A 13,413-nucleotide genomic window follows, 5' to 3' on the forward strand; every position below is an offset into this window, starting at 1 on the left:
GAATAGCGACATTGAGTTTTTGCAGAACATAATAAATCAATGACAACACAATCTACTGGATGGAAATCGGCCTTTACGGCATTTCTTGATCGCCGTGCCCTTATTATGCTGTTTTTGGGTTTCTCCGCAGGTATTCCAATATTACTGATTTTCTCAAGCCTGTCTTTATGGCTTGGAGAAGCCGGAATTGATAAAAGTGCAGTCACTTTTTTTAGCTGGGCTGCGCTGGGTTATTCCTTCAAGTTTGTTTGGGCGCCGTTAATCGATGAGTTACCGGTTCCGGTATTGACGAAAATACTCGGTCGTCGTCGCGCATGGTTATTGATCGCTCAAGTGCTGATTATCTGTGCCATTTGTATTATGGCATTTTCAAACCCTGCTTTAGGGCAAAGTTATTTGTACCAAATGGCCTTTGGTGCAGTACTGCTGGGCTTTTCTGCGGCTACCCAAGATATTGTGATTGATGCCTATCGTATTGAACTGGCTGAAACTCAAATGCAGACCGTTCTTGCTTCTACTTATAATGCCGGTTATCGCATCGGGATGATTGTGGCGGGTGCAGGGGCATTATTTTTAGCCGCCTCATTGGGTACAGCAAAAGGCAACTATATTTATAGTGCATGGAAAATCACTTATTTAGCCATGGCTGCAGTGATGGTGGTGGGGATTATCACCACATTGATCATTCGTGAACCGCAAGTGAATCGGATCTATAAGGATTACAAACGTACCGATTATTACCGTTTGGTCGCAGTATTTTTTGTGGCAGTGATCAGTTTTGTACTGAGCTATATTTTCTCTGGAAATTTAACTGAAGCTCTTAAATCACAATTTGAAATTTCAGATTCTTTTTTACTTTTTTGCTTTGAGGCTTTACGTTTTATTGGCTCTGCTGCGGTTGCCGTATTGGTCTGTACATTGCTGGTGAAAATGGGAGCCGTAAATAAACAGATGGCCTTTGAAACCTGGGTCAATCCGATTGCCGATTTCTTTAAACGCTATGGCGTGAAACTGGCCTTAGTGTTGTTGCTGTTAATTGGTTTTTACCGTATTTCCGACATTATTGCCGGTGTCATTTCCAATGTGTTCTATCAGGACTTAAACTTCACCAAAGAGCAAATTGCCGAAGCGGTTAAAATTTATGGTGTGATTTTTAGTTTGGTTGGTGGTTTCCTGGGTGGTTTGCTGGCACAGCGTATGAACATTATGAAGTTAATGTTTGTTGGTGCAGTATTGGCCAGTTCAACCAATTTGATATTCATTGGCTTGGTGAAATCAGGACAGCAAATCAATGATGTTAATGTCACAGTTGGGCAGCAGAATTATAAAGTTCAGTCCGATGAAGTGGGATATTGGAAGCTCAAAGTACCGAGTCAGGTGTTGGCACAAGCAGATCAAGTACAGGTCGCTGCACAATATCAGGATGGTTCACAAAATATCGCAGTCACGACATTGCCGTATTTAAAGCAAGGTGAAAAACAGTCCAGCATGCAGATATTGCCTGTGACCAGTGACAATACCATTGCTTTATATGAGAAAAATAACAGTTTGGTGATTCGTGGGCAGTATTTTGGGCAACCTTTATCTGAATCTCAAAAAATTGTCTTAAGTTTAGATGGTCAAACTTTTGATGCAAATCTGGATAAAACAGGCATTTTTAGTGCGGCAATTCCGGCTGAGGTTTTGATCAATTCAGCTTCTAAACAGCTCGTTGCTGAAGTTGTTGAAAATAATCAAGTCTTGTCAACCACCCAGCATCGCTATACGACCAATATGAATTTGAGCACTGCTAAAGATTTAGATGTTGATGTTCAGCCTTTACCAGTCGTAAATGCCCAATCCACTGACGAAGTTGAAATTACAGGCAAGGTGATTAAACCTTATAGTTCTCTTTGGTTATATTTCGCCATTATTGTCGATAACTTGGCATCAGGTTTAGCGGGCGCTGCATTTATTGCATTCTTGTCAAGCTTAACCAGCGTGTCATTTACCGCAGTGCAATACGCTATTTTTAGCTCACTCATGACTTTAACCCCCAAGATTTTAGGCGGTTATTCGGGTACTATAGTGAGCAATATTGGTTATCCGAATTTCTTCCTCATGACCACACTGATTGGTATCCCAATTTTAATTTTAGTGGTGTGGGTGGCGAAGTTATTACGTGAACATCAACATACAAATAGTTAATAAGGATGAATCATATGCGCATGCTGCATACCATGTTACGTGTAGGCAATTTGGAACAATCTTTAAAGTTCTATACTGAAGTACTCGGTATGACTTTGCTTCGTAAACGTGATTATGAAGAAGGTCGTTTCACTTTAGCTTTTGTGGGTTATGGTGATGAAGAAAATCATACAGTGTTAGAACTTACGCATAACTGGGATACTGCAAGTTATGAGTTGGGCAATGCGTATGGTCACATCGCTATTGCTGTAGATGATGCTTATAAAGCGTGTGAAGAAATTAAGGTGCGTGGCGGTAAAGTGGTGCGTGAAGCGGGTCCAATGAAAGGCGGCGTAACAGTCATCGCTTTTGTTGAAGATCCAGACGGTTATAAAATCGAGCTGATTCAGCAAGATAAAGATGCACGCAATAATTAATGAATAATGCGGTATAGATAAACTAAATATTCAACATTGCGTTGAAAAACTGGCTTTATTTAGTCAGCCCAGTAAGATGAAACTTTACCACTAGGTAAATTCACTTATTGGGCTTTTTTATATCTTTCAAATACTACAGGATATAGCAATGTTAAAATTGTTGGCATTGGACCGCTTTACTATTTTGCTGATTGTCATGGTGATCTTGGCAACAATAGTCCCAGTATCAGGTCTTGCTGCGAATATCTTTGGGGTGATTACTTCTGGCGCAATTGCGATTTTATTCTTTTTACATGGCGCAAAACTGTCCAGAGAAGCAGTCGTTCAAGGCATCATGCATTGGAAATTTCATCTGGTGGTGTTTGCTTTTACATTTGCACTCTTTCCGCTTTTAGGATTGATGGCGAAGCCGCTTTTATTGCCTGTTTTGGGGCGGGAGTTGTACTGGGGCTTTCTATTCATGTGCTTCTTGCCATCGACAGTGCAGTCTTCAATTGCTTTTACGTCAGTAGCAAAAGGGAATGTGGCCAGTGCAGTATGTAGTGCTTCATTTTCCAATATTATCGGAATGTTTATTACCCCAATATTGGTCAGTTTTTTTATTTTAGGTCAGTCACAACATGGCTTTGACCCTACATCTTCGATTGTTCAAATTACCTTATTGTTGCTGGTGCCATTTATATTGGGGCAGATATTACGTCCTTATGTTTATCCATACATGTTGAAATTACCGGGTATCGTCAAAGCATTCGATCAGGGCACTATTTTGATGGTGGTCTATGGTGCTTTTAGCGGGGCGGTCGTTGCGGGATTGTGGGAGATGGTGAGTTGGGAAACGCTGTTGGTTTTAACTCTGGCATGTTCAGTGTTTTTAACCCTCATCATGCTGTTTGCTTTATATATTCCAAAATGGATGGGTTTTAATCGGGAAGATCAAATTGCGATGTTTTTTTGCAGTTCTAAAAAAACCTTGGCCAGTGGTGTTCCGATGGCACAAATCTTATTTATCGGACAGCCTTTAGGCATGATTGTTTTACCGATTATGATTTTTCACCAAATTCAGCTGATGGTGTGCGGCGTGATTGCCAATTATTGGTCGAAGCATCCTGTAGATGAATTTAAAGCTGTGGATGAGTTAAAAGAATAATTCGCTATCTGGTATTTTTTGCCGTATAATTACGCCCACTTGTTGTGCTTAGCCCTGGCGGTATCCGTCTCGGTGGGCCAAAAGAATGGTCTGTTATGGTGTTGGTCTCGCTTTTTTTGAAGAAGCTTTTTTCCTCATGAATCATGAGAGTGATCAATTGCGATGACAGCATAAGCCTTTCTTAACTTAGGAGTAATCGACGATGCGCGCCGATATTCACCCAAAATATGAAACATTAGTTGCTACTTGTTCATGTGGTAACGTAATCGAAACTCGTTCAGCGATTGGTAAAGAAACTCTTTACCTTGATGTATGTTCAGCTTGCCACCCATTCTATACTGGTAAACAGAAGAATGTTGACCAAGGTGGTCGTATCGACAAGTTCAAACAACGTTTTGCAGGTATGTCACGTTCTATCAAACGTCCTGACTAATACCGTCAAATGTGAAAAACGGGCAGTATGCCCGTTTTTTTATGCCTGAAATTTATGTATTTCGCAGCAAGAAAATGTGTACAAGACTTATTGGTCTTGTACATCAATCAGGTGATCCAGTTTTTTCTGGAAATAATCACCTTGAATAAAGCGTGCATCCACATTCCATGCGTTGGCGAAGAGCGTCATATCGTTTAATTCACGCAGCATGATTTCAACAGGTTTAATTTCATGGAAAGTTTTGATTTTTTCCTGTAATTCCTCAGTAGATTGTTCTGTATTTAACATTTGAGTCAGTGAGCGATGTAATGTTAAGCAGTTGACATCCAGTTGACGTAAAGCAGATTCACTATAAATGGTATTACCAAAGTCTCTTAAGGAGATTTTAGCGCCAAACTGGTGTAGTTGAGTAATATGCTTTTGTGCATCTGAAATGTTCTGGGTAAGGTCTTCTTCTGAAAATTGTAAAATCAGCGGATGTGTTAATTTACTGCGTACAATCGTGATCAGCTTAGAAATAAATTCAGGGAAGGTACGATCGTGGAATAACACTTCTTTATTCAAATTCACAATCAATTTTGCTTCAGGATATTGCGTAATAAAATTATGTAATTGTTTACATGATTCAACTAATATCCAGCGATCCAGTTTAATTGATAATTCAGGATCTTCTGCCAATTCTCTTAAGCTGGATAAATCTTTCCAGGCATTTTCAAAAATAAAGCCACTGGTGACTTCATAAGTATATAGATTCGTATCTTGCTTATCATAAAGTTGTTGATATTTAAGATGAATATCTCCACGCTCTAAGCTTTTTTCCAAAGCCCTGATTAATGAAGATTCAGGCGAAGAATTTAACGACTTGATTTCTGCAGGGCGAATTTCCATCGTTGGAATATCTAAATGTGTTTCTAACTCAAGCCCTGCAGTCGGCTCATTTTGTGGTAAAGCAGTGTTGTACGCTGAATTAATAAATTGTTCAAAATGGCTTTCGTCACGAATTTCACTATCCAGGATTACATAACCAATTCTTAAATTAAGTGGGTAACTCGATTGATTCACGGTCAATAATTGTGGCTTGGTGAGTGAGCTTAAACCAATAAGCTTGGATTCTAATTTTGCTTTAGATTCTGCCTGGAATAAACCAGCTAAAATACCAGGTGAAACTTTAAATAAGGGAACATGGGTTTGTTCTTTTAAAAATGCTTCTATTTCACTGAAATAGTTTTTTGAAGTGACCCAGTTACCTTCGAAAATAGTTTCAGGACAAGAGGCTAAAGAGAAGAGGACCAGTGCATTAATATCAGCAGGCTGTTTAGTAACAGTACGGTTAATCAACTGATAGGTGTTTGGCTTCTGGGTATTTTTATCAGCTATTCCCGATGCTGCATGACTCGCTTCTGAAGTTTCGATATCGATGGTAATTTGTAATGCATCTTCATCTGTAGCGGGTAAAAATTCGATTTTAAGCGGATTCGGAATAGAAACATGGTCATTTAAGGTAGCGATTTCTAATCGACCTAAATCAAACTGACCTTGAGTAATTTTTTTAAAGCGTAACTTGAAGTCGTTCAAATCTTTCGGTTGTAACAGATCAAGCAAAGGAAGACCTACGATATCGTCTTCATTTTTAATCCCAAACAGTTGTAAATATTCAGGATTAGCCTGAATATGAATGCCTTCTTGAATAAGCGCAACCGCTTTGTTGCTATCATGTACTAAAGATTGTGCATGCGTTTGTGCAGATTCTAACTCATCCATTAAATGTTGTTGAGTAAGCATTAAACGACCGAATGAAAGTGCACGAAGTAGGCCAAGATAAAAACGATCTGGATAATCCAGATTTAAAATGTCGTAAATGCCTTTACGAATATAACCCGCATATTGCTCTGCCTGATAATCCTCTGGTTTTAGAAGGATAATCGGTAAGTTCGGTTGTTTTGATAATTGGATTAAACTTAAGGCCTGTTCGTATTTTAAGTCGTAGGCACGGCCAAAAATGACCAGATCCCAATTTTGATGTAATTGTTTTTCAAAATTTTGTAAATCATCCAGCAATGTTGCCTGTACAACATGCCCACTCGACGTTAAAAGATCACGAATCTGGTTAAAACGTATTTGATTATCATCGATAATGAGTAAACGTGTCTCGGTACGTTTTAACTTTTTAGACAATAATGGATTTCTCACTTCAATGCTTCCCATAAATCGTGATTCTTGATTTCATTCATTTGTTTGTTGATGAAGTTGTTGATCAGGCTTTCTTGCTGATCATTCAGCAACTCAAATTCAAAACGAATAAAACTTTGAGTAATAAGCTGTGCTTTGGTCAGGTAAATTTTGAGTTCTTCTTTTCCTAATCGCAAATGAATGGTTTGTTTTTCTCTAAACATGTGCGAGCCCGATACAATTAAACTGGTCGAAACATGATCGAGTTGAGAGGTTTGAACGATAAGAGCAGGTTGGTAGTTACTGCTGTTGCGCTCAGTTTTTACCATGACTGAGCAGGGGAATAAATCTTGAGCCAATACTTCAAGCCCGAGTTCCAAACTTTTTTCTGTTGACTGTTTAATCCAGCGAACCACACCGCCACGCCAAGGGCTATGGGTATTTTCCTGAATTAAAATAAATTCACCAGTTTTTAAATTTGAAGGTGTAGCGCCGGTCCACTTAATTCTGTAACCATTGACACTGATATCCAGCACATCAGCCGGATAGATTTGTTTTGCTTCGCGATCCAGAACTTTAGCTGTGTTAATTTCAGCAGGAATATTGGAATTCATGGAGTTGATAAAGCTACTTTCATTTTGGAACTGATAATTATTTTCTAAATCCAAAGTTTCGTGAAAGTTTTTACCTTTAGATAAGTAAAAGTGTGCTACAGAAAGGCTAAAACAGATCTGCAATTGTGCTGAATATTCATAGCGCTCATGGCGACGTTCAATATTGGTGGTAAGCAGGTTATGGATATGAAAGTGTAATGCTGGCGTCAGGAATAGCTTTTCATTACGCGACAGATAACCCGCCTTTTTAGTTTGGGTCTCAGACAGATGATCTAATAAATGTTGCGTTGAAATATAAATGGTCGGCTTGTAAAGACTCGCTTGATTGGTGTTAAAAACCGGTGGATGATCTTTATTGGTATCAACAATATAGCGAGAAAGCGTAGTTTCTTTAGGTAAAATGTGAACCAATTTTGCCCAGTCAAAACTACATAAATATAAGCCTTGCATTTCTGATGGGCGAATTTGATGAGTATTGAAAATATCCAATAAAATGAGCTGTGAATAAGCATGAGCAATCGTTTGTAATTGATGCTGCGTATCTAAAATTTGATTAATATTGGTTTGATAAAAATTATTATTAATTGCACATTCAAGCAATTGATGCGCGACCAACCATTGACCAAATAATGGTGTGCTATACAACAAATGTTGTTGGTAAAGTAGTAACGCGAGTTGCTGTAATGCGTAATAAGTCGAAACAATTCTGGCAGTCTGTAAACTTTTCTTTTGATTAAAGGCAAAGATAGAAAACTTTTGCAGACTTAATTGGGTGTTACAGCGTTTTGAAATGTCGATATAAATTTTGGCGAAATGGCTACGTAAAAGCATAGCCAATTCAATGATTTGATCACTACGATCGCTTGTAATAAGACTTTGGTTAAAAAAATGCTTTTCCAGGCTGATCAATACATTATCAATCGTTGGGTGTAAGATTTGAATTAAATCAAAACGCAGCATTTCTGGGCATTTAAGTTCTGATATTTCCAGTAACGCATTGAAAAGTTCTTTTGAAGAATTTCCGAGTTGCAGAATGGATAAATTAGACACCCATTCTTGTAGCCCTTTTGCATTAGATGGACAAAAGCTCAGTTGTTCCAACTTTAATTCTGTTGGTGTCTGGAAGATATCTGAAGTACTCATAAGCATCGTTATTATTTAACTCAAAAAGTTGAAACCCCAAAAAGCGGTGTTTTATTTTTTTCGCCCGCTATTTCCCTAACGAGTTTAGGAACCAAATATCCAGGAAGGTTCTCTAAAACATCTTTATATATAAGATTAATCTGCTCAGGACTCAAGTCAAAATGATGCGCACCTTTTACTTTATCTAATACATGTAAATAGTATGGCATCACGCCTGCATCAAACAAGCGGTAACTTAAATCCACTAAAACCTGCGCAGAATTATTGACCCCATTTAATAAAACTGCCTGATTAAGCACGGTGATTTGTTGTTGAACCAATAGTGAAAGTTTAGCGCAAGTAAAATCATCAAGCTCAGCCGCATGATTTGAGTGTACCACTAGAATAATTCGTAGCCTACTGTTTTTTAATAGAGAAACCAGCTCTTCATCGACACGGTTGGGGATTACGATAGGAACCCGTGAATGAATTCTCAAAAATTTAATTTGTGGTAGCGATTCTAAGCGATCAATCCAGAGCTTTAATTTTCGATTGGATAGTGTAAGTGGATCTCCGCCACTAAAAATGACTTCATTAATATCGGGTTGGCTTTCGATATAGCTTTTAATATTAAGCCAGTCTTCATTTTTTGGCAGGTTTTCTTGATAAGGAAAATGACGACGAAAACAATAACGGCAATGCACCGCACAAGCACCAGTTAAGGTGAGTAAAAAGCGTGATTTGTATTTATGGAGTACACCTGGTTGTTGGTTGGCTTGTTCTTCACCCAAAGGGTCGGTGACATAACCAGGATGATCTTCAAGTTCTAAATGATGCGGTAAGACTTGTAATAGAAGTGGATCCAGAGGATCGCCAACGTTCATTTTTCCGACAAATGCACGTGGAACACGCAATTTAAACTGTTCAGAAGCAAGGATTGCCCCTGATAATAATTGATCAGGCGAGAGCTGAAGGGCTGCAAGTAACTCTAAAGGATCAGTAATCAGGTCACTGAGTTGAGATTGCCAGTTTTGCTCTTGATATAAATAGTTTATCATGCCACATGTAAAAAATAATGCTAGTCTAGCATTAATAGATTTAAGTTAGTAAGTTTGGAGTGAGCCTTTCATGGCCAATTATTCTACAAATGACTTTAAGCAAGGCCTAAAGGTTATGCTTGATGGTAACCCATGTTCAATCATGGAAAATGAATATGTAAAACCTGGTAAAGGTCAAGCATTTAACCGCGTAAAATTGCGTAATCTTAAAACTGGTAAAGTTTTAGAAAAAACATTCAAATCCAATGAAACACTTGAAGGTGCCGACATTGTTGAAGTTGAAATGGATTACCTTTATAACGATGGCGAACTTTGGAACTTCATGGATCCAGTGAGCTTTGAACAAATCACAGCTGACAAAACTGCGATGGGCGATGCTGCCAAATGGTTGAAAGACGATTCAAACGAAAAATGTACAATTATGCTTTTCAATGGTGTTCCATTGTCAGTAAGTGCACCAAACTTCGTGGTATTAAAAATCGTTGAAACTGATCCAGGCGTACGTGGTGATACTTCGGGCGGTGGCGGTAAGCCTGCCAAACTCGAAACGGGTGCTGTAGTACGTGTACCATTATTCGTACAGCAAGAAGAAAGCGTTCGTGTAGATACCCGTACTGGTGACTATTTAGAACGTGCATAATGGTTTTAAAATAGACTATTATCGAAAGGGATGATTCAAATCATCCCTTTTTTTATGCCAAAGTATTAGATGAAAAGTAAGTCATGAGGAGTAGAGTCGCAAAGGAAGAAACAGCTGTATACCGAACAATAAAAATGATCGCTGATTTATGCATTAGATATGAGGGATTTACATGGAAACGATTGAACCGAAGTTAACCATAACTTCAAAAATAGTGTGGCTTCTAGTCGCGATTTTAGGTGCAGTGTCATTCGGGATACTCGCAATTAGCAGAGGTGAGCATGTTAATGCAGTCTGGCTCGTTTTAGCTGCCATCTGTGTATATAGCATCGCTTATCGCTTCTATAGTTTATTTATTGCCAATAAAGTTTTTGAACTCAATGCAAGACGCTTAACACCAGCGCATCGTTTAGCTGATGGTCTGGATTATGTTCCAACCAATAAATATGTTCTGTTTGGTCACCACTTTGCCGCCATTGCAGGTGCAGGGCCATTAGTAGGACCTATTCTTGCGGCACAGATGGGTTATTTACCGGGTACCATTTGGCTATTGGTGGGTGTGGTGCTCGCGGGTGCTGTTCAAGACTTTTTAGTTCTGTTTATTTCTACCCGTCGTGACGGCCGTTCACTCGGTGAAATGGCGAAGCAAGAGCTGGGTTCTTTTGCTGGTGTGATTGTGATGCTGGGTGCATTAGGCGTCATGATCATCATCCTTGCAGTACTTGCATTGGTAGTCGTGAAAGCCTTGACCAACAGTCCATGGGGTGTGTTCAGTATTGCTGCAACCATTCCAATTGCATTGTTCATGGGCGTATATATGCGTTATCTTCGTCCAGGGAAAATTGCCGAGGTTTCAATCATTGGTTTTGTGCTGATGATGCTGGCGATTGTTTATGGTGGAAATGTCGCAGCTGATCCTTATTGGGGACCGATCTTTACACTTTCTGGTACGCAACTGACTTGGTGTTTAATTGTTTACGGTTTTGTTGCTTCAGTCTTGCCGGTTTGGTTGCTGCTTGCGCCACGTGACTACCTTTCTACCTTTTTGAAGATAGGTGTCATTGCCGGTCTTGCAGTCGGAATTATGGTGGCATTACCTGAAATGAAAATGCCTGCGGTAACGCATTTCATTGATGGTACTGGTCCTGTATTTGCAGGCTCAATGTTCCCATTCTTATTCATTACCATTGCCTGTGGTGCAATTTCTGGCTTCCATGCTCTGGTTTCTTCAGGAACGACACCGAAACTCATTGAAAATGAAGTCGATATTCGTGTAATTGGTTACGGTGGTATGTTGATGGAATCTTTCGTTGCTGTCATGGCGATGATTTGTGCCACCATTCTTGAGCCGGGAGTCTATTTCGCAATTAATGCACCCGCTGCCGTATTAGGCACCACGGTTGAAAGTGCTGCTGAAGCGGTGCGTACTTTAGGCTTTGTGGTGACTCCTGAAGCATTGACATTGCTTGCGCAAGAAGTGGGTGAAAGCACGATTCTTTCGCGTACCGGTGGTGCACCAACATTTGCGATTGGTATGGCACACATTATTACGGAAATTTTTAACAACCGTTCTATGATGGCGTTTTGGTATCACTTCGCAATTCTGTTTGAAGCTCTGTTCATCTTGACCGCAGTGGATGCTGGTACTCGTGCTTGCCGTTTCATGGTTCAGGATACCGTGGGTATCGTGATCCCTGCGTTGAAACAATCGCACAATTTCTTTGGTAATCTGTTTGGAACCGCCGTGGCTGTTGCAGGCTGGGGGTTCTTTGTCTATCAAGGTGTGATCGACCCACTTGGCGGTATCAATAGCCTATGGCCTTTATTTGGTATTGGTAACCAAATGCTTGCTGCAATGGCATTGATTTTAGGTACTGTCATCTTGTTCAAAATGAAGAAAGAGAAATATGTTTGGATCACTATTTTTCCAACCATTTTCTTATTTATTACCTGTATGACAGCAGGTTGGCAAAAAATCTTCCATGAAAATCCAAAAATTGGTTTCCTGGCACAAGCCAACCGTTTTTCTGATGCAATTGCGCGTAATGAAATTTTAAAACCAGCCAAAGACGTTGCTGAAATGCAAACGATTGTATTCTCCAATCAAATCAATGCAATACTGTGCGGTTTCTTTATGATTGTGGCGGTTGTGATGTTGTTTGCTGCTATTGGTGTGATTCGTCGTGCATTGGCAGATCCTAATCCAAGTGTGCATGAGTCAGAAGCCATTTATAGTGACGAAGTTCCGGCGGGAGAGGTGAAATGAGTCTAAAAGATCAAATTCGCCAAAAACTGGCTTTGAGTAAAATCATTAAATTTACAGTGCTTGCGCAGCCGAAAAAGTTTTTGATGTTGAATGGTATTAAAACTATTCAGATGATTTGGCAACGTCTACAGCAAAGCTTTCGCTTGATGGTGGGTGTACCTGATTATCAGACTTATCTCGAGCATATGAAAAGGAATCATCCAGACTTGGTCGCAATGGATGCCAAAACATTTTACCGCCACTGCGTGGATGCACGTTATCCAAGCGCAGGGGGGGGGATGAAAAAATGCCCTTGTTAATCTGAGTAGGCATTTGTCAGAAATCTTTTGATTTGTTTGGAAAAATGACAAAACGGTGTATGTTAATCATGCACCGTTTTTTATTGGGAAATAAGTTGTGATTTGGGGTACAAATAAGGTTCAAAAACAGGAACTCACACATGAGCAACAACAACTGAATGATCGAGTTGAATCGTATGCTGCCAAAATTCAGGCATTCTTGAATCAAATCAATAGCATCATTTTAGATAAAGAAAATCAGACCAAACTGGCTTTAAGTAGTTTATTAGCCGGTGGCCATGTGTTGTTTGAAGATTTACCAGGACTAGGTAAAACAACCCTATCCAGTGCCTTGTCCCATATTGCAGGGCTGAAATTTCAGCGCATTCAATTTACCAATGACATGCTTGCCAGTGACGTGATTGGCGTGAATATGTTTAACCAAAAAGAACATCAGTTTGAGTTCAAGCAAGGTCCAATCTTTACCCAAATATTACTGGCAGATGAAATTAACCGTTGTAGCCCAAAAACCCAGAGTGCGTTGCTGGAAGCGATGGAAGAAGGTTTGGTCACGGTAGATGGGGTTCGTTATGAGTTGCCGCAACCTTTTTGGGTGATTGCGACGCAGAACCCACTATTCCAAAGTGGCACTTATAGTTTACCGGAATCACAACTTGACCGATTTTTGATGCGTTTGTCACTTGGCTATCCCTCACGATCAGCAGAAAAACTGTTATTACAACAAAACTCCCGTTATGCCTTAATTGCAACGCTAAAGCACATTTTTAACGAACAAGAAATTTTAGATATGCAACAACTGGTCACGCAAGTTCATATTGCCGATGTCGTGTTGGACTATCTGCTGGATTTGGCTACCGAGACCCGTAAAAGTCGTCATGGTTTATCCACTCGCGGTCTATTGGCTTTGAAAAAAGCAGCCCAAGCACATGCCTTTATCGAGCAGCGCAGCTATGTAACCCCGGATGATGTTCAAGCTGTGTTTGTTGCCGTAGTTTCTCATCGGATAGGATCAAGTGAAGCAGAAACCCTGCAGTTGATGCAGCAAGTGAATATTAGCTAAAG

11 protein-coding genes are annotated in these 13,413 nt (G+C 39.8%); 8 read left to right on the top strand and 3 right to left on the bottom strand.

Going from position 1 to position 13,413, the window contains the following annotated elements:
* Nucleotides 1–39 precede the first annotated feature (39 nt).
* From B9T23_RS13540 to rpmE, 4 genes are all read left to right on the top strand, one after another.
* Complete coding sequence (locus tag B9T23_RS13540; protein ID WP_086194493.1) at nt 40–2,187, top strand: AmpG family muropeptide MFS transporter; 2,148 nt, start codon at nt 40–42, stop codon at nt 2,185–2,187.
* A 14-nt stretch (nt 2,188–2,201) separates the two neighbouring features.
* Nucleotides 2,202–2,603 carry a lactoylglutathione lyase gene (gene gloA, locus B9T23_RS13545; RefSeq protein WP_086194494.1) on the top strand — a complete coding sequence of 134 codons (402 nt, stop codon included), beginning with the start codon at nt 2,202–2,204 and terminating at the stop codon, nt 2,601–2,603.
* A 142-nt stretch (nt 2,604–2,745) separates the two neighbouring features.
* Nucleotides 2,746–3,750 (top strand): bile acid:sodium symporter family protein, encoded by a 1,005-nt coding sequence (locus tag B9T23_RS13550; protein WP_171263112.1) that lies wholly within the window; start codon nt 2,746–2,748, stop codon nt 3,748–3,750.
* A gap of 202 nt (nt 3,751–3,952) precedes the next feature.
* Nucleotides 3,953–4,183, top strand: a complete 231-nt coding sequence (gene rpmE, locus B9T23_RS13555) for a 50S ribosomal protein L31 (RefSeq protein WP_067725111.1) — start codon at nt 3,953–3,955, stop codon at nt 4,181–4,183.
* A gap of 87 nt (nt 4,184–4,270) precedes the next feature.
* Here the strand turns inward: rpmE and B9T23_RS13560 are convergent, their stop codons facing one another.
* Genes B9T23_RS13560 through epmB form a run of 3 tightly spaced genes read right to left on the bottom strand, consistent with a single transcriptional unit; the run spans nt 4,271 to nt 9,146 of the window.
* On the bottom strand, nt 4,271–6,388 hold the full coding sequence (locus tag B9T23_RS13560; protein WP_086194496.1) for an EAL domain-containing protein: 2,118 nt from the start codon (nt 6,386–6,388) through the stop codon (nt 4,271–4,273).
* On the bottom strand, nt 6,370–8,115 hold the full coding sequence (locus B9T23_RS13565) for a GTPase (protein WP_086194497.1): 1,746 nt from the start codon (nt 8,113–8,115) through the stop codon (nt 6,370–6,372). Before B9T23_RS13565 ends, B9T23_RS13560 begins: the two co-directional genes overlap by 19 nt.
* A gap of 14 nt (nt 8,116–8,129) precedes the next feature.
* Nucleotides 8,130–9,146 (bottom strand): EF-P beta-lysylation protein EpmB, encoded by a 1,017-nt coding sequence (gene epmB / locus B9T23_RS13570; RefSeq protein WP_086194498.1) that lies wholly within the window; start codon nt 9,144–9,146, stop codon nt 8,130–8,132.
* Nucleotides 9,147–9,216: 70 nt separating this feature from the next.
* Here epmB and efp point away from each other — a divergent pair, with 70 nt between their 5' ends.
* The 4 genes from efp (at nt 9,217) to B9T23_RS13590 (ending at nt 13,411) form a co-directional block, all read left to right on the top strand.
* Nucleotides 9,217–9,786, top strand: coding sequence for an elongation factor P (gene efp / locus B9T23_RS13575; RefSeq protein ID WP_086194499.1), 570 nt, complete (start codon nt 9,217–9,219; stop codon nt 9,784–9,786).
* A 172-nt stretch (nt 9,787–9,958) separates the two neighbouring features.
* Nucleotides 9,959–12,052, top strand: coding sequence for a carbon starvation CstA family protein (locus B9T23_RS13580; RefSeq protein ID WP_086194500.1), 2,094 nt, complete (start codon nt 9,959–9,961; stop codon nt 12,050–12,052).
* A complete protein-coding gene (locus tag B9T23_RS13585) occupies nt 12,049–12,351 on the top strand; it encodes a YbdD/YjiX family protein (protein WP_143222528.1) in 303 nt (100 codons plus the stop codon). The genes B9T23_RS13580 and B9T23_RS13585 overlap by 4 nt, the downstream gene beginning before the upstream one ends.
* Before the next feature lie 154 nt (nt 12,352–12,505).
* The gene (locus B9T23_RS13590; protein ID WP_228145935.1) at nt 12,506–13,411 is read left to right on the top strand and encodes an AAA family ATPase; all 906 of its coding nucleotides are present in this window, start codon (nt 12,506–12,508) and stop codon (nt 13,409–13,411) included.
* Nucleotides 13,412–13,413 lie beyond the last annotated feature (2 nt).

The sequence above is a fragment of the Acinetobacter terrae genome (assembly GCF_002135195.1).
In the GTDB taxonomy this organism is placed as follows: Bacteria; Pseudomonadota; Gammaproteobacteria; order Pseudomonadales; family Moraxellaceae; genus Acinetobacter; species Acinetobacter terrae.

Bases quoted from the DNA above. Each gene is read 5' to 3' on its own strand.
- rpmE (WP_067725111.1), top strand. From the start codon at position 3,953: ATGCGCGCCGATATTCACCCAAAATATGAAACATTAGTTGCTACTTGT.
- B9T23_RS13585 (WP_143222528.1), top strand. From the start codon at position 12,049: ATGAGTCTAAAAGATCAAATTCGCCAAAAACTGGCTTTGAGTAAAATC.
- efp (WP_086194499.1), top strand. From the start codon at position 9,217: ATGGCCAATTATTCTACAAATGACTTTAAGCAAGGCCTAAAGGTTATG.
- B9T23_RS13580 (WP_086194500.1), top strand. From the start codon at position 9,959: ATGGAAACGATTGAACCGAAGTTAACCATAACTTCAAAAATAGTGTGG.
- B9T23_RS13540 (WP_086194493.1), top strand. From the start codon at position 40: ATGACAACACAATCTACTGGATGGAAATCGGCCTTTACGGCATTTCTT.
- B9T23_RS13560 (WP_086194496.1), bottom strand. From the start codon at position 6,388: ATGGGAAGCATTGAAGTGAGAAATCCATTATTGTCTAAAAAGTTAAAA.
- B9T23_RS13565 (WP_086194497.1), bottom strand. From the start codon at position 8,115: ATGCTTATGAGTACTTCAGATATCTTCCAGACACCAACAGAATTAAAG.
- epmB (WP_086194498.1), bottom strand. From the start codon at position 9,146: ATGATAAACTATTTATATCAAGAGCAAAACTGGCAATCTCAACTCAGT.
- gloA (WP_086194494.1), top strand. From the start codon at position 2,202: ATGCGCATGCTGCATACCATGTTACGTGTAGGCAATTTGGAACAATCT.